Source organism: Massilia sp. BKSP1R2A-1, assembly GCF_050586525.1.
Lineage (GTDB): Bacteria > Pseudomonadota > Gammaproteobacteria > Burkholderiales > Burkholderiaceae_D > Telluria.
Genome location: NZ_JBOBRE010000001.1, coordinates 445,253 through 462,355, shown reverse-complemented (window position 1 = coordinate 462,355; position 17,103 = coordinate 445,253). Strand labels below are relative to the sequence as shown.

The window sequence follows — 17,103 nt, the reverse complement described above, 5'->3', positions numbered from 1 at the left end:
GCGGGCTGTGCATTTTTGCACAAAGGGGTGGGCGAATGTTGACTATCGAACCAGACCGAGCCGAGGCACACTGCCGGGCATGCGACAACCTGAACGCATGCCGCTATCAAAAATTAGGAGACATCAATGCGTCTGACCAAGAACAAAATGAAGCTGCTGAACCCTGCCATCCAGTCCGCGGTGGCCCTGCTTGTCCTTTCGGCGGGAAATACCGTGTACGCCCAGGAAGCCACCGGCGCCCCGCCGGTCGCCAACAGCGAGGACGGCGTGAACAAGGTCGTCGTCACCGCCCGCCGCCGCGAAGAAACCCTGCAGGACGTGCCGGTCTCCGTCACCGCCTTCAGCGCCGACCAGCTGTCCAAGACCGCCACCCCGGACATCACTGCCCTTGCGCTGGCCCTGCCGAACACCACCATGAAGGCCTCGCGCGCCACCAACTCGACCCTGACCGCCTTCATCCGCGGCGTCGGCCAGGCCGATCCGCTGGCCGGCTTCGAGGCGGGCGTCGGCATCTACATCGACGACATCTACCTGGCCCGTCCGCAGGCGGCCGTGGCCGACATCTACGACGTCGAGCGCATCGAGGTGCTGCGCGGCCCGCAGGGCACGCTGTACGGCCGCAACACGATCGGCGGCGCCGTCAAGTACGTCACCCGCAAGCTGGCCCCGCAGCTTGATGCCCGCCTGCGCGCCACCGTCGGCCAGTACGGCCAGAAGGAAATCGTCGCCACCGTCAGCACCCCGATCAGCGAGACCGCCCGCATAGGCGGCACCTTCGCACGCTTCAAGCGGGACGGCTTCGGCAAGAACCTGACCACCGGCGGCGAGAACTACGACAAGGATGTCACCGCGGCGCGCCTGTCGGCCGAGTTCACCCCGGCCTCGAACCTGTTCATCCGCATCGCCGGCGACGTCACCCAGGACGACTCCAGCCCGAAGAACGGCCACCGCCTGATCGTCGGCCGCACCAGCGGCGCGCCGATCCTGAGCAACGTCTTCGATACCCGCGCCAACCTCATGAAGGCGCTCGGCCAGGACCAGGAAGTCAAGGCGCACGGCGTCTCGGCCACCGTCGAATACACCCTGAACAACGAGCTGACCTTCAAGTCGATCACGGCTTCGCGCAAGGACAGGTCCTACGCGCCGATCGACTTCGATTCGCTGGCGGTGGTCGACATGGAAGTGCCGGCCCTGTACACCAACAAGCAGTTCAGCCAGGAGTTCAACCTCACTTACACGGGCGAACGTCTGCAGGGCGTGGCCGGCATCTACTACATCGACGCCAACGCCTTCAACAAGTTCGACACCATCCTCGGCGGCGCGGTCCCGACCTCGACCTTCACCAGCGGCGACATCGACACCAAGGCCTGGGCGATCTATGCCGACGGCAGCTACAACGTCACCGACGCCTTCAGCGTCTCGCTGGGCGGCCGCTATACCGTCGACGAGCGCGAGGCCGAGGTGCTGCGCCAGATCTACCTGGGCAACAAGGGCACGCCTGGCCTGGGCAATACCGGCGCCATCCTGTTCCGCACCGACACCGACCTGCGTGGCGGCGTCCTGCAGCGCAAGGACAAGAAGTTCACCCCGCGCGTCGCCCTGAACTACAAGATGAATTCGGACCACAATGTCTACGCGTCCTACTCCGAAGGCTTCAAGGGCGGCGGTTTCGAGCCGCGCCTGAACATGGTCGGCACCAGGCTGCCGCTGGCGGTGGCCAAGCAGGGCTATGCGCCGGAATCCATCGAAACCTACGAGCTGGGCCTGAAATCGTCCTTCAACGGCGGCCGCATCACCACCAATGCCGCAGTGTTCTACAGCGACTACCAGGATGTCCAGATCCCGGGTTCGGTGGCGATCGACACCAACGGCGACGGACGCGACGACAGCTTCGCCGGCGTGACCACCAATGCCGGCAAGGCCGAGATCAAGGGCGCCGAGCTGGAAGCCATCGCCAACATCACCCCGAACTTCATGATCGCGGGCATGTACAGCTACATCGACGCCGAGTACAAGGAATACATCGCGGCGGGCGTGAATGTGGCGGGGCAGCGTACCTTCCAGAACACCCCGAAGAACTCGGCCAACCTGCGCTTCAATTACGACATCCCGCTGCCGCTGGCAGGCTACAACGGCAAGCTCTCGCTGATCGGCAGCGCCTCCTACAAGGGCGCCACCGCGCAGTTCGAGACCGCTTCGCTGCTGGACCAGGAATCCTACAAGCTGTATGACGCGAGCATCGTCTGGACCCGCGCCGACGGCAAGGTCCGCGCCGGCATCCACGGCAAGAACCTGAGCGACAAGCACTACAAGACCGGCGGCTACCTGTTCCCGACCCTGGGTCTGGAAGGCACGCTGACCGCCTTCTACGGCAATCCGCGCCAGGTCTCGGCCACGCTCGAGTACCGCTTCTAAGCCTTTCCGTCTTACCGCATCGTACTGGCCGGCGCCTTCCCGGCGCCGGCCAGTACGGTGCGGCCTTTTGAAACGGCGCCACGCCGAACGAGAAACGAATCACAGGATCAGCCAGCGTGTCCACCTTCACTCCAATCAGCTACACCAGCAGCGACGGGCTGGCGCTGTATGCGCGCGACTATCCCGCGGCGCCCGCGCCGGAAGGAGCGGCGGCGCGCCTGCCGGTCATCTGCATCCACGGCCTGACACGCAATTCCGCCGACTTCGACGAACTGGCCCCGGAGTTGGCCGCGATGGGGCGCCGCGTGATCGCGGTCGACGTGCGCGGCCGCGGGCACTCGGCCCACGATCCGAATCCCGACAACTACAACCCGGTGGTCTACGCCGCCGACATCGTCAAGCTGATGGCCGAATTGCAGCTGCCGCGCGCGGTGTTCGTCGGCACCTCGATGGGCGGCCTGATCACCATGACCCTGGCGGCGCGCCGGCTCGACCTGATCGCCGCCGCCGTCCTGAACGACATCGGCCCGGTGATGTCGTTACGCGGCCTGCAGCGCATTGCCGGCTATGCGGGCCGCTGCAACGCGGTCGCCTCCTGGGTCGATGCGGCCGCCTACCTGCGCGACATCAACGCCTGCGCCTTCCCCGCCAATTCGGACGCCGAATGGGACAAATGGGCGCGCCGCGCCTTCGAACAGAAGGATGACGGACAGCTGGCGCTGCGTTACGATCCGAATATCGCCACCGCGATCCAGACCGGCAAGCTGCGCCCCACATCGCTGGCGGCGCGCATGGCCTTCCGCCGCCTGGCGCGGCGCCGCCCTACCCTCCTGGTGCGCGGCGCGCTGTCGGACCTGGTCGAGCGAAGCCAAGCCGACTGGATGCGCAAGGCGGCGCCGGAACTGCAGTACGCCGAAGTACCCGATGTCGGCCACGCCCCCATGCTCACCGAGCCGGAGGCACTCGACGCGATCCGTGCTTTCCTGGCCCGGGTACCCTGAGAACATGCAAGAGAAATAAAGGAGACTCCATGAAGCACCTGATCAAACCCTTGTCCGTCGCCATCGTGGCCGCCTTCGCCGCCACCGCCGCACCGACCGTCTTCGCCCAGGGCAAGGACATCAAGGTCGCCCTCATCGCCGGCAAGACCGGCCCGCTGGAAGCCTATGCCAAGGAGACCGAGACCGGCTTCATGATGGGCCTGGAATACCTCACGGGCGGCACCATGGCCATCAATGGCCGCAAGATCAAGGTGATCGTCAAGGACGATCAGTCCAAGCCGGACCTGGGACGTACGCTGCTGGCCGAAGCCTATGGCGACGACAAGGTCGACATCGCGGTCGGCACCACCTCCTCCGGCTCGGCGATCGCCATGCTGCCGGTGGCCAAGGAATACAAGAAGGTGCTGATCGTCGAACCGGCCGTGGCCGACGCCATCACCCAGGAAAAGTGGAACAAGTACATCTTCCGCACCGCGCGCAGCTCGATGCAGGACGCCCTGGCCGCGGCCAGCACCCTCAAGAGCGGCAGCATCGGCTTCCTGGCCCAGGACAACGCCTTCGGGCGCGACGCCATCGAGGCCGGCAAGGAGGCCCTGAAGACCGCCGGCAGCAAGGCCACTACCGTCCACGAGGAATACGCGCCCGCCACCACCACCGACTTCACCGCCCCGACCCAGCGCCTGTTCAACGTCCTGAAGGACAAGCCGCAGCCGCGCGTGCTGGCCATCGTCTGGGCCGGCCCCAACCCGCTGAACAAGATCGCCGACATGAAGCCGGAGCGCTACGGCATCGCCCTGGCCCCGGGCGGCAACATCCTGCCCGTGATGAAGACCTGGAAGAGCTATGCCGGCACCGAAGGCACGATCTACTACTACCACGGCTTCCCGAAGAACAAGATGAACGACTGGTTCGTCGCGGAACACACCAAGCGCTACAAGATGCCGCCCGATATGTTCACGGCCGGCGGCATGGCGGCAGCCAGCGCCGTGGTCTCGGCCCTGAAGAAGGCGCCGAACGCGAAGAACGGCGACGATATGGTGGCGGCCATGGAAGGCATGAGCTTCGAGACGCCGAAGGGCCAGATGAGCTTCCGCAAGGAAGACCACCAGGCGATCCAGCCGATGTACCACTTCCGCATCAAGAAGGACCAGAAGAACGAGTGGGACCTGCTGGAACTGGTGCGCGAAATCCCCGCCACCGAGATGCCGCTGCCGGTGAAGAACAAGCGCTGACATGACTTCCTCGAACGCTCAGCCCTCCCTGTCCACCCGCGACCTGACCATCCGCTTCGGCGGCCACGTCGCGGTGAACGGGGTGACGGCGGACTTTTATCCGGGCACGCTCACCGTCATCGTCGGCCCCAACGGCGCCGGCAAGACCACCTATTTCAACCTGGTCTCGGGCCAGCTGCCGGCGACATCCGGCAGCGTCTTCGTGCACGGCCAGGACGTGACGAAGGCGGGAGCGGCGCGCCGTACCCGCCTCGGCATCGGGCGCGCCTTCCAGCTGACGAACCTGTTCCCGAACCTGACGGTGATCGAGAACGTGCGCCTGGCGGTGCAGAGCCGGGCCGGGATGGGCCTGAATTTCTTCTCCATCTGGTCGAGCCACAGGGAACTGGTCGCGCGCGCCGAGCACTACCTGGAGCGCGTGGCCCTGGCCGCCCGCCGCGACGCCTTCGTGTCCACCCTGTCGCACGGCGACCAGCGCAAGCTGGAAGTGGCGATCCTGCTGGCGCTGGAGCCGGACGTCATGATGTTCGACGAACCGACCGCCGGCATGAGCGTGGACGAGGTGCCGGTGGTGCTGGACCTGATCCAGGCCGTGAAGGCGGAACGCAACAAGACCGTGCTGCTGGTCGAGCACAAGATGGACGTGGTGCGCGCCCTGGCCGACCGCATCATCGTGCTGCACAACGGCACCCTGGTGGCGGACGGCAAGCCGCTCGAGGTCATGCAATCGAAGATCGTACAGGAAGCCTATCTTGGAACACCCGAACCCGAACACGCGTGAACCCCTGCTCGCCCTGAGCGGGGTGCACACCCACATCGGCCAGTACCACATCCTGCAAGGGGTCGACCTGGTCGTGCCGCGCGGCGGCATGTCGATTCTCCTCGGCCGCAACGGCGCCGGCAAGACCACGACGCTGCGCACCATCATGGGCCTGTGGAAGGCCAGCGCCGGCTCCATCATGTTCGACGGCCGCGACATCACGAAGATGGCCACGCCCGACATTGCCCGCCTTGGCATCGCCTATGTCCCGGAGAGCATGGCCGTTTTCTCGGACCTGACGGTGCGCGAGAACCTCTACCTGGCCGCGCGCAACGGCGCGCTGGATGAAGCACGCGTGGACTGGATCTGCGGCTTTTTCCCGGCCCTGAAGAAATTCTGGAACTACCCGGCGGGGAATCTCTCGGGCGGCCAGAAGCAGATGGTGGCGATCGCCCGCGCGATCGTCGAGCCGAGGAAGCTCCTGCTGGTCGACGAGCCCACCAAGGGCCTCGCCCCGGCCATCGTCCAGAGCCTGATGGCGGCCTTCCGCGAGCTGAAGGACACCAACACCACCATCCTGCTGGTCGAGCAGAACTTCAACTTCGTGCGCACGCTCGGCGACACCGTGGGCGTAATGGACGATGGCCGCGTCGTGCACGCCGGTTCGATGCCCGCCTTGGCGAACGACGAGGAGCTGCAGCAGCGCCTGCTCGGCCTCTCGCTCGATTCCCATCAATAGGAAAACGATATGAGCGCAACTCTACCCCTTGCCGCCACCGACGCGCCCTTGCCGAAGGCGCCGCGCGACATCGCGCCGCTGCTGCTGGTGCCGGTCCTGATGCTGGCCATGCTGCCCCTGGTCGGCAGCTTCCCCACCTGGGTCACCCTCACCGTCGCCGGCCTGGCGATGGGCATGATGATCTTCATCATGGCGAGTGGCCTGACCCTCGTCTTCGGCCTGATGAGCGTGCTGAACTTCGGCCACGGCGCCTTCGTGTCGGTCGGGGCGTTTGCCGCCACCACCGTCCTGATCCCGATGCGCGGCTGGCTCGAAGTCGATTCCCTGATGGTCAACCTCGGCGTGCTGGGCCTCGCCGTCACGGTCGCCATGCTGGTGACCGCCGTGATCGGCTGGGCCTTCGAGCGCGTGATCATCATGCCGGTCTATGGCCAGCATTTGAAGCAGATCCTGATCACCATGGGCGGCATGATCGTCGCCGAACAGCTGATCCACGTGATCTGGGGCGCCGAGACCATCGCCCTGCCGCTGCCGACCGCCCTGCGCGGCGCCATCTTCCTGGGCGACGCGGCGATCGAGAAGTACCGGCTGGTGGCGGTAGTCGTGGGCCTGCTGGTCTTCATCGGCATGTTCCTGACCCTTAACCGCACCAAGATCGGCCTGCTCATCCGCGCCGGCGTCGAGAACGGCGAGATGGTCGAAGCCCTGGGCTACCGCATCAAGCGCCTGTTCGTGACCGTGTTCGCGGCCGGCTCGGCGCTGGCCGGCCTGGGCGGCGTGCTGTGGGGCCTGTACAAGGAAACCCTGAACGCGGCGATGGGCGGCGAGATCATGGTGATGATCTTCATCGTCATCATCATCGGCGGTCTCGGCTCGGTGGGCGGCTGCTTCATCGGCGCCCTGCTCATGGCCCTGGTGACCAACTATGCCGGCTTCCTGGCGCCGAAAGTGGCGCTGGTCTCGAACATCATCCTGATGATCGCGATCCTGCTGTGGCGCCCCGCCGGCCTGTATTCGAAGATGCGAGGTTGAACCCGATGCTGCACCGACTCTTATCCGGCGACCTGCCGCGCAGCCGCGCCCTGAGCCTGGTCCTGCTCCTGATCCTGTCCGGACTGGCCTTCGCGCCCTTCCTGACCACCGGCGCGCGTCCGCTCAATACCGCGGCCACCATCTGCGTCTACATCGTGCTGGTCGCCTCCTACGACCTGCTGCTGGGCTATACGGGCATCGTCTCCTTCGCCCACACCATGTTCTACGGGATCGGCGCCTATGGCATCGGGCTCGGCCTGTCGCGCGTCGACGAGCCGACCTGGAGTGCGGCCCTGGGCGGACTGGGCATCGCGCTGCTGGTGGCGCTGGCATTGGCCCTGGTGGTCGGCCTGTTCGCCCTGCGCGTGCGCGCCATCTTCTACGCGATGATCACGCTGGCAGTGGCGTCCTCGTTCGCCGTGCTGGCCTCCCAGCTGTCGGACTTCACCGGCGGCGAGGACGGCATCACCTTCAGCGTGCCGGAAGTGCTTACACCCGGCTTCACGCTGATGGAAAACGAGGTCTTCGGCCGTTCGATCGACGGCAAGCTGCTCACGTATTACCTGGTGTTCTTCGGCTGCCTCCTGCTGTTCCTGTTCCTGCTGCGCCTCGTGAATTCACCGTTCGGACGGGTGCTGCAGGCGGTGCGCGAGAACGAATTCCGCGCCGAAGCGCTGGGCTACCGCACCATGGTCTACCGGATCTGGGCCAACTGCCTGGCCGCCCTGGTGGCGACCCTGGCCGGCGCCCTGATGGCGCTGTGGCTGCGCTACGTGGGGCCCAAGACCTCGCTGGGCTTCGAGGTGATGACCGATATCCTGCTGATCGTCGTCATCGGCGGCATGGGCACGATGTACGGCGCGGTGGTCGGCGCGGCGCTCTTCATCGTTGCGCAGAATTACCTCAAGGAACTGATGGGCGTCGGCTCCAGCGCGCTGGAAGGCGTGCCGCTGCTGGCGGCGGCCCTGCACCCGGACCGCTGGATGCTGTGGCTGGGCGTGCTCTTCATTCTATCAATCTATTTCTTCCCGATCGGGATCGTCGGCAAGCTCAGGCTGCGCAGCTGGATGGCGCGGCAGCAGTAGACCGCAGCCCGCTCCTTGCTTCCTCACGGCCTCCCATCGCGGAGGCCGTTTTCATTGGCTGTGTTCGCGTTGATTAAGCTTGTGCAGCTACCTCTACTTACCTTGTCGTACCGCAGTACTTAGCCACTGGGCTGATGTACGCAACGCTTGCGCATCCAATAATCGCTGCCAGCCTGAATAGTTCGCCAGATAGCGGCTGGCCACCCCCTTGAAGCGCACGAGCCAGCTTTTGAAGCGGCTGTGCCAGCCATTCACGTTCTGGATGTGGACGGCGCCGCGTGCGCGTCGGCCCGCCCGGACATTGACGGACTCATGCGTGAATCCGGCGCCGGCGGCAAACCGGGCATAGGCCGCAGCGCCGTCGCTGATGAGCAGCCCGTCGCTGGGGAGCACCGGCTGCAGACAGACATGCAGTTGCGCAGCGGTGACGGGCCCACGTCCGGTATGAAAATCCAGCGTCGTACCAACGCGGTCACGCGCCACCAGCAGGCAATCGTGCTCGCGGCTGATGCCGCGCCGCCGGGCGGCGCCGCCGCGCTTTCTCGGCGGGCGCGTGAGATTGCGCGATCCCTTCTGCGATTCCAGGCGGTAGGTTTCGTCGGCCTCGACGATGCCCGACAGGGCAGCCGGCCGGTCTCGGGCGGCAGCGGGTGCGAAGCGGTGGCGCCAGCGAAAACTGGTGGTGCAATGAACGCCAGTGACGAGCGCCGCGTCGCGCACGGTGCGCGATTCCAGCAAACACTGGATATACGGCAGCCAGCATTCGCGCTTGCGCAGCCGGGCCAGCGGCGTGCCGGTCAGCGCATTGAAGGAGCGGCGGCAGCCCAGGCAGCGATGACGCTGCAGGCCGCTGGCGAAGCCACAGCGCTGCAAGCGCGCGCAAGCACAATGCGGACACGGCCGGCCTGCCGCGGCGGTTTCGATGAGCGCCAGACACTCGGCCGGGTCACGGATGCTGTCGATCCACTCGCGCAGCCGGGCCAGGTCGGACCTGGACAATGGCGCCGCGGACAGGCAGGCGAACAATTCGTCGAAGCGCAGGCTTTGCATCGTCACTCCAGCATGAGTTAACTCGACGATACGTGTGACTTGGACAACGCAATTTGGTTCACCTAACAATCGCGAACACAGCCTTTTCATTGCGCCTCCATGTAAGTTCCCTCCCCGCACTTGAGACGGACCGAGCCTCGGTCCGCCGGCATTGAATACACCTCAATGTTCCTTATCTCCTTGCTCATACCATAAAGACAACAATGGCTTCGGCGTCAGCCAGCGCGAGCCGCGGTTCCCACCTTCCATCTGGCTCAGCATGAAAGGGCAATCATGAAAAGTCTCACCCGGATTACCGGCGCGGCGCTGCTCGCCTGCGCTGCCTGGGCGCCCCTGTCCAGCCACGCCGTCGAGGTGCTCAACGAAGGCTTCGGCAACGTTGCAGGCCTCTCCGGCTGGTCGCAGCTCAACAGCAGCATGCCGCCGGGCACCGGCTGGTTCCAGGGCTATACCGACGCCTTCAGCGACCAGTCGGGTCCGGGCAACTCCTACGCCGCCGCCAACTACCTCGGCGCGGCCCATGGCATGGGTGCGGTCGACAACTGGCTGATCACGCCGACCCTGTCCCTGTCGGGCATGACCACCCTGTCCTTCTACACCCGCAACGAGGGCGCCACCGGCTTTTCCGACCTGCTCGAAGTGCGTTTCGCCTCCGGCAGCGGCAGCACGGCGGGCGATTTCGACGTCCTGCTGCTCACCATCGGCGGCGAGATCGGTTTTCCGTCGCAATGGCAGCAATGGAGCGCCGATCTGACGGTCGAAGGAGAAGGCCGCTTCGCCTTCCGCTACCTCGGCGACGCTTCCACGCTCAGCTATGTCGGCCTCGACACGGTCCGGGTCGTCACCGCCGTACCGGAACCGTCGAGCTACCTGATGCTGCTGGGCGGGCTCGGCGCCCTCGGCGCCAGTGCGCGCCGCCTGCGCCGGCACGCGCAACAGGACGCGGCCCGATAGGCGGGCGCACGCGCCGCCACAGTTTGACCGGGCGCGCGTCCACGCGCCTGAAACCGTATCGCCAGGAGAAAGCCATGCCCACCCATACAAAGATGCTCTTGCTGCCGCTCGCCGTCCTGTGCATGCCAGTCGCCGCCCAGCAGGCCGCGCAGGAGACCTCCTCCCAGGCCCGGGCCGAGCAGGGAATGGTCGTCGTGCGCGACGCCCAGACCGGCCAGCTGCGCACCCCGACTCCCGCCGAGATGCGCGCCTTGCAGCCGCGCACGCCAGGTGCTGCCCTCGTCCCGACGCAGCCGAAGATGGTCACCGGCCCGGGCGGACGGCGCTCGGTGCAGCTGGGCCAGCGCCACATGGTGTATTCGGTCGTGACCCGCGGCGCCGACGGCAAGCTCGGCGACCAATGCGTCCACGGCGTGCACGCCGCCGAAAGCGCCGTCGACCACCCCGCCAGCAAGCCAGAGGAGCATCGCCATGACCGCTAAATCCCTGCGCGGCCTGGCCGCCGCCTTCGCCCTGGCCCTCGCCGGCCTCGCCGGTTCGAGCGCCGCCCAGGCGGCCGCCACCATCGTCATCGTCAACCAGAACGCACCGGGCGAAGGCTTCAACGACCCGACCCCGGCCGCGCCGATCGGCGGCAACCCCGGCACCACGCTGGGCCAGCAGCGCCTGAACGCCTTCCGGCACGCCGCCAGCATCTGGGGCGCCACCCTCACCAGCACGGTCACGATCCGCATCGGCGCGGCCTTCGTGCCGCTGGCCTGCAACGCCACCGGGGCCGTGCTCGGCTCGGCCGGCGCCTACGAGGTCTGGACCGATTTCCCGAATGCGCCGCGCACCAATACCTGGTACCCCTCCGCGCTGGCGAGCAAGCTGGCGGGCGCCGACCTCACCGCCCCGACCGACCCGCACATCATCGCGCGCTTCAACTCGCGCCTGGGCCTCTTCCCCGACTGCCTGCCCGGTTCGCCCTTCTACCTGGGCCTGGACAACCGCCACGGCGACCAGATCGACCTGGTCACCGTGCTCCTGCACGAAATGGGGCACGGCCTGGGCTTCCAGACCTTCACGGACGACGAGACCGGCGAGCAGTTCTTCGGCATCCCCTCGGTGTGGGACTACCACCTGGTGGACAACCGCAACAACACGGCCTGGGTCGCCATGACCGACGCCCAGCGCGCTGCCTCCGCCATCACCTGGCGCGGCCTGTCGTGGAACGGCCCCAACGTGAACGCCGCCGTGCCCAAGGTGCTGGCGCCGCGTTCCAACCTCAACATCGGCGGCGCCAATGCCGGCGGCGCGGCGGGCGACTACTACGTCGGCGACGCCACCTTCGGCGCGCCGCTGGCCAAGCGGGCCGTCAGCGGCCAGCTGATGCCGGTGGTCGACCAGGGCAACGCGAATTCGCCACCCCTTGGCCTGGCCTGCACGCCGCTGAACGCCGTCAACGCCCTCGCGGTGCGCAACAACATCGCCCTGGTGGACCGCGGCAGCTGCGACTTCACGGTGAAGGCGGCGAATGTGCAGGCGGCCGGCGCAATCGGGATCGTGGTAGTGGACAATGTGCCGGGTGACGTCGTCGGCCTGAGCGGCACCGACCCGAGCATCGCCATCCCGGCGGTGCGCATCACCCTGGCGGACGGCACCGTCATCAAGGCGGCCCTGCAGCAGCGCTCGCGCACCAAGTCCGGCGTCATTGCCAGCCTCGGCCTCGATCTCAGGCAGCTGGCCGGCACCGATGCCCAGCGCCGCATCCTGATGTACACGCCGAGCATCAACGTGCCGGGCTCCTCGGTGTCGCACTACACGACCGAGGCCAAGCCGAACCAGCTGATGGAGCCGTCGATCAACGACGACTTGCTGCACGTCGTCAAGCCGCCGCGCGACCTCACCTATCCGCTGCTGCGCGATCTCGGCTGGTAAGTCCTGCCCGCCAGCATCCGGAAATGCAAAAAGCCGGCGCCCCTTCGCGGGACGCCGGCTTTTTTGGCAAGCAAAACGGTCTTACTGGCCCTTGACCTTGAACGCTTCCACGCCCTTGGTGATCTCGGCCTCGGCGGCTGCCTTGTCGGCCCATCCTTCGATCTTGACCCACTTGCCCGGCTCGAGGTCCTTGTAGTGCTCGAAGAAGTGCTGGATCTGCTTCAGGCGCAGTTCCTCGACGTCGTCCAGCGACTGGATTTTCTTGTACATCGGCAGCACCTTCTCTACCGGCACCGCGATGACCTTGGCGTCGCCGCCACCGTCGTCGGTCATGTTCAGCACGCCCAGTGCGCGGCAACGCACGACCACGCCCGGCGGCAGCGGGAACGGGGTGATGACCAGCACGTCGCAAGGGTCGCCATCATCGGCGATGGTCTGCGGCACGTAGCCGTAGTTGCACGGATAATGCATGGCGGTACCCATGAAGCGGTCCACGAAGATCGCGCCGCTGTCCTTGTCGACCTCGTACTTGATCGGGTCGGCGTTCATCGGGATTTCGATGATGACGTTGAAGTCGTTCGGCACGTCTTTGCCGGCTGGGACGTTATTCAGGCTCATGGATATTCCTTGGTTGCTGAAGTTTCAATAAAGTTCGTCATTATAGCGAAACGCACCAGGCTTGTGCGGCGCAGCAGGAGCAATGGTGCGGCTGCAGATGGGTTCGCAGGATGGGCGGGAAGTCCCGCCCGTCCTACAAAAGCGATTGCCCGACAATTCAAAGAATGTTCGCCAGCGCGCACTGGCGGTAATGGTTCGCTGCCTCCTGTTCCTGCCCCAGCGCCTCGTGCATCTGGGCCAGCTTCAGGTGGGCCTCGCGCACCATCGCGCTTTCCGTGGCATCCGACAGCGCCTGCTCCAGGTAGCGCTGCGCCTTGCCCCACAGTTTCTGCTTCAGGCACAGGGAACCCAGGGTCAGCGCCAGCTCGGCGTCCATCGGGCGCTCCTTGAGCCAGGTTTCGCAATGCTCGATCTGGGCCAGCAGCGAGGGCGAGCCGGAGGGGCCGGCGGCCTCGCGATAGGCGCGCACCACGCAGTCGTCCCAGTTGGCCTTGAGCGCCTCCTCGGCGATCACGCGCGCTTCGTCGTGCAGGCCGCAGGCATTGAAGGCATTCGCCGCGCGCGCCGCGATGAAGGGCACGCTGCGGTCCGATGGCGGCACGCCGGCCCAGACGCGGCGGATCGATTCGGCGTCGTGGCCCTCTTCGCCCAGCAGTGCCTCGTAGGCCATCTCGCGCAGGCGCGTGGACAGCGCCGGATGCAGGGCCTTGCGCTTGTCCAGGATGCGCACCAGGCGCAGCACCTCGGGCCAGTTGCGGGCCTGCTGGTTCGCCTTCATCGACCACTGCAGGGCGTGGATGTGGCGCTGGCCGCTGGCGTTCAGTTCGGCCACCGCTTCCAGCGCCGCTTCCGGCTGGTGGTCGTCGACCAGCAGCTCGGTGACCGTCATCAGGCGCGCGGTCTTGAGTGCGTTGTCGTGGGCGATGCCGGCCAGCCAGGCGTCGCGCCTGCCGGGCTCGCGCATGCGGTGGGCGGCGCGCGCGCCGATCAGGGCGGCAAGACCCACGTTCTCGGGCAGCTCGGCGGCGCGCATGGCGGCCTTCTCGGCATGGCCGAAGCGCCCTTCGAACAGGGCCTTCAGCGCGTCGCGCAAGCCCTTGTTGCCTTCGCGCTCGCGCTTGCGCTGGCGGTAGGCCGCCACGCGCTCGGGCATCTTCATGGTCGACTTGATCGCGCGCACCAGGCCGTAGACCACCGCGAACAGCAGGACCAGCAGCACGACGAAGAGGTTGAGCGACATGTCGAGCCGGTGCGGCGGGTAGAACAGCACCACATTGCCCGGGTTGAAACGCGCCGTCACGGCGATGCCGATGGCCGCGGCCATCAGCGCAACCAGCCAGAGAAGGAGCCGCATCGCTTAACCCTTCGCCTTGTAGTTGCGCACCGCGTTCAGGCTCTCGGACAGCGTCGGCATCTCGATGTTCAGGTTGTTCGCCTGCACCTGGCGCAGCGCGCCTTGCGCCGACTGGGTGGCCCGGGCGCGCGTGTCGAAATACTTGAGCAGGATTTCCTGTGCGCCGGCCAGGTCGTCGCGGAAGGTCGACTCGTTGCGCGACAGCAGCGCCAGGCGTGCGTTCAGCAGGCGCAGCTTGAGGTTTTCACGCACGAAGAAGGATTCGGTCGGCGACAGCATCAGCGCTTCCGGCGTGTCGACGCTGCGCACGCGCACCAGCTGGCGCACGTCGTCCCACATCTCCTGGCTCCAGTTGCGCCAGGTCTGGACCACGCGCTGGCCCAGGCTCAGCGTTTCCGGCTCCGGCTCCGCGTTCTTCTTGCGCGTCGAGCGCAGCGGCGCGGCCGGCAACAGGGGTTTTTCGTCCGACAGCATCGGCAGGGTATCCACCTGGGCGATCACATTGTCCAGGCGCAGCGCCACACCGGCCAGGTCGACCGCCGGCATCGCCTTCAGGCGTTCGATGTCGGCGCCGATCGCACGGCGGATGTTCAGGAACTGCGGCTTGTCCGAGCGGCCCAGGGAGCGGTCGGCATTCTGCAGCGCGATCAGGGCGCCCTGTACGTTGCCGGCCAGCTGCAGCTGCTGGCTGGCGGTGTTCAGGACCTGTTCGACCTCGGACAACGCCCACTCGTCGCGGTTCTTCGACAGGTCCTGGTAGAGCTGCTCGAGGGCCAGCTGCTGGGTCTGGGCCTCGCTCTGGCGGCTTTCCAGCACCCCGACCTTGACCTGCAGTTCCTTGGCCGTGTCCGACACCTCGCGCGCCAGTGCGGCGGTCTCGGCGTTGACGGCATTGCCTTTCTGCAGGCTTTGCGCCATGTCGCGGCGCAGGGTGTTGATCCGGCTGTGCGAGCTGATGGTCTGCACCGCCAGCAGCACGGCGAGCACGGTCACCGCCAGCGGAAGCGGGCGTTGCAGCGTCTGCAGCAGGCCGCCCGTGCGCATCGGCGCCTTCTGGACGGCCAGGCTGGTCGAGGGAGTCTGGTCTGGATTGTTGGGCAATTCGTTCATTCTTGTGATTGTATCGCGGCAAGTAATCGAGCGTCGCCGGAACCCGTCAGCGTGATCCGGTTGCAGGCAAGGGCGCGCGCCGTCTCGGCGATGCGCGTGTGGGGAACGATCAGGTGCTGTTCGCGCAGGCGCGCGGGGCCATCGACCGGATCGAGCTCCCGCACCAGGCTCGCCAATCCGCGCAAGGCTTCCGAGCTCGTGATTATCCAGTCGTTTGGCTGCGCCAGCAAGACGGCCAGTTGCGCGGCAAGCGCCGGATCGAGCCGGGGCACGCTGCGGCGGTAGGCGGCCACAAGCTCGACCAGCGCCCCCGCTGCGCGAAACGTGTCGGCCATCAACTCGCGCCCGCTCTCGCCGCGCACGATCAGCACCCGCTTGCCCCGCATGGAGGCCAGGTCGAGGCTGGCCAGCAGGTGTTCGGAATCGCTGTTGGCCGGGTCAGGCGGGCAATGGATGGTGGTGTTGTCGGATGTGACGCCATGCCGCGCGAGCGCCAGGCGGCTGCCCTCGCCCACCACGGCGACCGGCACCCCGGCCGGCCAGGCGGCCAGGTGGGCGAATACGGCGTCCACCGCGTTCGGCGACACGAAGGCCACCAGGGCATAGGACGGCAGCCGGGCCAGGGCCGCCTGCAGCGCGGAAGTGTCGTCCAGCGGCGCGATGTCGAGCAGCGGCAGCACGACCGCCCTGCGCCCGAGGGAAGCAATGGCCCGCGCCAGGCTGTCCGCCTGGGCGCGTGGCCGGGTGACGACGACCGTCCGTTCAGGCATCCTGGGCGCCGCCTGCGGCGGCAGCGTCGGCCGCCGCGGCCTCCTGGCGGCAAGCCTCGAGGATGCCGTGGGCATCCTGGCTGTCCAGCAGGATGGACACCTGTTCGCCGAGGAAATCCGGGTAGTCCCAGGAACCGGCCACCTCGCCGTGGGCGCTGCGCAGGCCGTCGGGCGTGGCCACCATGGCGCGCAGGCGCATGGTCGTGCCCTCCACGGTCGCGAAGGCCGCCAGCGGAATCTGGCAGCTGCCGCCGAAAATCTTCGACACCTTGCGCTCGGCCGTGACGGCGCGCGCGGTGGCATCGTGGTTGAGTGGGGCAAGCAGGGCCTTCAGGTCGACGCCATCGCTGCGCTCGCCCCTCACGATCTCGATCGCCATCGCGCCCTGGCCGGCAGCCGGCAGGCTGTCCTCGGGTTCGAGCAGGGCGCGGATGCGCCCCTCGAGGCCGAGGCGCTTCAGGCCGGCGGCCGCCAGGATGATGGCCGCGTAGTCGCCGCGGTCGAGCTTGCCCAGGCGGGTGTCGAGGTTGCCGCGCAGCGGCTTGATGACGAGCTGCGGGTAGCGCGCCGCGATCAGGGACTGGCGGCGCAGGCTGCTGGTGCCGACCACACTGCCTGCCGGCAGGTCGGCCAGGCTGGCGTAGTCGTTCGAGACGAAGGCGTCGCGCGGGTCTTCGCGCTCGAGCACGGCGGCCAGCTCGAAGCCCTCCGGCAGGTCCATCGGCACGTCCTTGAGCGAATGCACGGCCAGGTCGGCGCGGCCCTCGGCCATGGCGACTTCGAGTTCCTTCACGAACAGGCCCTTGCCGCCCACCTTCGACAGCGCACGGTCGAGGATCTGGTCGCCGCGCGTGGTCATGCCCAGAATCTCCACGGAGCACTGCGGATATAATGCGGCGAGACGGGCGCGCACGTGCTCCGCCTGCCACATGGCCAGGCGGCTCTCGCGGGATGCGATAATCAGTTTCGCTGGCGCCTGCGGCGCCGTTTCATTTGCTTTCAACACGTATTCTTTCACTGTCGTCGCGCCCTACCAGGACGATGCCGGTAAAACGGCCCTTGC

The 17,103-nt window shown here is 66.9% G+C and carries 16 protein-coding genes; 10 read left to right on the top strand and 6 right to left on the bottom strand.

The window, feature by feature from the left end:
* Window positions 1-126: 126 nt before the first annotated feature.
* The 7 genes from ACQ7JA_RS02050 (at window position 127) to ACQ7JA_RS02020 (ending at window position 8,264) form a co-directional block, all read left to right on the top strand.
* On the top strand, window positions 127-2,415 hold the full coding sequence (locus ACQ7JA_RS02050; protein ID WP_430894241.1) for a TonB-dependent receptor: 2,289 nt from the start codon (window positions 127-129) through the stop codon (window positions 2,413-2,415).
* 116 nt (window positions 2,416-2,531) lie between these two features.
* Complete coding sequence (locus tag ACQ7JA_RS02045; RefSeq protein WP_430894240.1) at window positions 2,532-3,416, top strand: alpha/beta fold hydrolase; 885 nt, start codon at window positions 2,532-2,534, stop codon at window positions 3,414-3,416.
* A 29-nt stretch (window positions 3,417-3,445) separates the two neighbouring features.
* The gene (locus ACQ7JA_RS02040) at window positions 3,446-4,648 is read left to right on the top strand and encodes a substrate-binding domain-containing protein (RefSeq protein ID WP_430894239.1); all 1,203 of its coding nucleotides are present in this window, start codon (window positions 3,446-3,448) and stop codon (window positions 4,646-4,648) included.
* A 1-nt stretch (window position 4,649) separates the two neighbouring features.
* Window positions 4,650-5,429, top strand: a complete 780-nt coding sequence (locus ACQ7JA_RS02035) for an ABC transporter ATP-binding protein (RefSeq protein WP_430894238.1) — start codon at window positions 4,650-4,652, stop codon at window positions 5,427-5,429.
* On the top strand, window positions 5,401-6,147 hold the full coding sequence (locus ACQ7JA_RS02030) for an ABC transporter ATP-binding protein (protein ID WP_430894237.1): 747 nt from the start codon (window positions 5,401-5,403) through the stop codon (window positions 6,145-6,147). The genes ACQ7JA_RS02035 and ACQ7JA_RS02030 overlap by 29 nt, the downstream gene beginning before the upstream one ends.
* 9 nt (window positions 6,148-6,156) lie before the next feature.
* Window positions 6,157-7,179, top strand: coding sequence for a branched-chain amino acid ABC transporter permease (locus tag ACQ7JA_RS02025; RefSeq protein WP_430894236.1), 1,023 nt, complete (start codon window positions 6,157-6,159; stop codon window positions 7,177-7,179).
* 5 nt (window positions 7,180-7,184) lie between these two features.
* Complete coding sequence (locus tag ACQ7JA_RS02020; RefSeq protein ID WP_430894235.1) at window positions 7,185-8,264, top strand: branched-chain amino acid ABC transporter permease; 1,080 nt, start codon at window positions 7,185-7,187, stop codon at window positions 8,262-8,264.
* 93 nt (window positions 8,265-8,357) lie between these two features.
* Here ACQ7JA_RS02020 and ACQ7JA_RS02015 read toward each other — a convergent pair whose 3' ends face one another.
* Window positions 8,358-9,314, bottom strand: a complete 957-nt coding sequence (locus tag ACQ7JA_RS02015) for an IS1595 family transposase (protein ID WP_430894234.1) — start codon at window positions 9,312-9,314, stop codon at window positions 8,358-8,360.
* 273 nt (window positions 9,315-9,587) lie between these two features.
* On the opposite strand from ACQ7JA_RS02015, the gene ACQ7JA_RS02010 reads away from it, so the two are divergent.
* The 3 genes from ACQ7JA_RS02010 (at window position 9,588) to ACQ7JA_RS02000 (ending at window position 12,188) form a co-directional block, all read left to right on the top strand.
* Window positions 9,588-10,268, top strand: coding sequence for a choice-of-anchor J domain-containing protein (locus ACQ7JA_RS02010; protein ID WP_430894233.1), 681 nt, complete (start codon window positions 9,588-9,590; stop codon window positions 10,266-10,268).
* A gap of 74 nt (window positions 10,269-10,342) precedes the next feature.
* Entirely contained in the window at window positions 10,343-10,750 is a 408-nt protein-coding gene (locus ACQ7JA_RS02005) for a post-PEP-CTERM-1 domain-containing protein (RefSeq protein ID WP_430894232.1), read from the top strand.
* Window positions 10,740-12,188, top strand: a complete 1,449-nt coding sequence (locus tag ACQ7JA_RS02000) for a PA domain-containing protein (protein ID WP_430894231.1) — start codon at window positions 10,740-10,742, stop codon at window positions 12,186-12,188. Before ACQ7JA_RS02005 ends, ACQ7JA_RS02000 begins: the two co-directional genes overlap by 11 nt.
* Before the next feature lie 81 nt (window positions 12,189-12,269).
* Here the strand turns inward: ACQ7JA_RS02000 and ppa are convergent, their stop codons facing one another.
* The 5 genes from ppa to hemC form a co-directional block, all read right to left on the bottom strand.
* Window positions 12,270-12,806, bottom strand: coding sequence for an inorganic diphosphatase (gene ppa / locus ACQ7JA_RS01995; RefSeq protein WP_258827822.1), 537 nt, complete (start codon window positions 12,804-12,806; stop codon window positions 12,270-12,272).
* A 157-nt stretch (window positions 12,807-12,963) separates the two neighbouring features.
* Window positions 12,964-14,160: a heme biosynthesis protein HemY gene (locus tag ACQ7JA_RS01990; protein WP_430894230.1), complete on the bottom strand. Its 1,197-nt coding sequence runs from the start codon at window positions 14,158-14,160 to the stop codon at window positions 12,964-12,966.
* Between the two features lie 3 nt (window positions 14,161-14,163).
* Window positions 14,164-15,270 (bottom strand): uroporphyrinogen-III C-methyltransferase, encoded by a 1,107-nt coding sequence (locus tag ACQ7JA_RS01985; protein WP_430894229.1) that lies wholly within the window; start codon window positions 15,268-15,270, stop codon window positions 14,164-14,166.
* Window positions 15,267-16,040 carry a uroporphyrinogen-III synthase gene (locus ACQ7JA_RS01980; RefSeq protein ID WP_430894228.1) on the bottom strand — a complete coding sequence of 258 codons (774 nt, stop codon included), beginning with the start codon at window positions 16,038-16,040 and terminating at the stop codon, window positions 15,267-15,269. Before ACQ7JA_RS01980 ends, ACQ7JA_RS01985 begins: the two co-directional genes overlap by 4 nt.
* Window positions 16,033-16,971 (bottom strand): hydroxymethylbilane synthase, encoded by a 939-nt coding sequence (gene hemC / locus ACQ7JA_RS01975; protein WP_430894511.1) that lies wholly within the window; start codon window positions 16,969-16,971, stop codon window positions 16,033-16,035. The genes ACQ7JA_RS01980 and hemC overlap by 8 nt, the downstream gene beginning before the upstream one ends.
* Window positions 16,972-17,103: the final 132 nt, after the last annotated feature.

What these genes read in the sequence shown, in the direction of transcription:
- ACQ7JA_RS02050 (WP_430894241.1), top strand. Translation starts at nt 127, where the DNA reads ATGCGTCTGACCAAGAACAAAATGAAGCTGCTGAACCCTGCCATCCAG.
- ACQ7JA_RS02040 (WP_430894239.1), top strand. Translation starts at nt 3,446, where the DNA reads ATGAAGCACCTGATCAAACCCTTGTCCGTCGCCATCGTGGCCGCCTTC.
- ACQ7JA_RS02035 (WP_430894238.1), top strand. Translation starts at nt 4,650, where the DNA reads ATGACTTCCTCGAACGCTCAGCCCTCCCTGTCCACCCGCGACCTGACC.
- ACQ7JA_RS02025 (WP_430894236.1), top strand. Translation starts at nt 6,157, where the DNA reads ATGAGCGCAACTCTACCCCTTGCCGCCACCGACGCGCCCTTGCCGAAG.
- ACQ7JA_RS02020 (WP_430894235.1), top strand. Translation starts at nt 7,185, where the DNA reads ATGCTGCACCGACTCTTATCCGGCGACCTGCCGCGCAGCCGCGCCCTG.
- ACQ7JA_RS02015 (WP_430894234.1), bottom strand. Translation starts at nt 9,314, where the DNA reads ATGCAAAGCCTGCGCTTCGACGAATTGTTCGCCTGCCTGTCCGCGGCG.
- ACQ7JA_RS02010 (WP_430894233.1), top strand. Translation starts at nt 9,588, where the DNA reads ATGAAAAGTCTCACCCGGATTACCGGCGCGGCGCTGCTCGCCTGCGCT.
- ACQ7JA_RS02005 (WP_430894232.1), top strand. Translation starts at nt 10,343, where the DNA reads ATGCCCACCCATACAAAGATGCTCTTGCTGCCGCTCGCCGTCCTGTGC.
- ACQ7JA_RS02000 (WP_430894231.1), top strand. Translation starts at nt 10,740, where the DNA reads ATGACCGCTAAATCCCTGCGCGGCCTGGCCGCCGCCTTCGCCCTGGCC.
- ppa (WP_258827822.1), bottom strand. Translation starts at nt 12,806, where the DNA reads ATGAGCCTGAATAACGTCCCAGCCGGCAAAGACGTGCCGAACGACTTC.
- ACQ7JA_RS01990 (WP_430894230.1), bottom strand. Translation starts at nt 14,160, where the DNA reads ATGCGGCTCCTTCTCTGGCTGGTTGCGCTGATGGCCGCGGCCATCGGC.
- ACQ7JA_RS01985 (WP_430894229.1), bottom strand. Translation starts at nt 15,270, where the DNA reads ATGAACGAATTGCCCAACAATCCAGACCAGACTCCCTCGACCAGCCTG.
- ACQ7JA_RS01980 (WP_430894228.1), bottom strand. Translation starts at nt 16,040, where the DNA reads ATGCCTGAACGGACGGTCGTCGTCACCCGGCCACGCGCCCAGGCGGAC.
- hemC (WP_430894511.1), bottom strand. Translation starts at nt 16,971, where the DNA reads ATGTGGCAGGCGGAGCACGTGCGCGCCCGTCTCGCCGCATTATATCCG.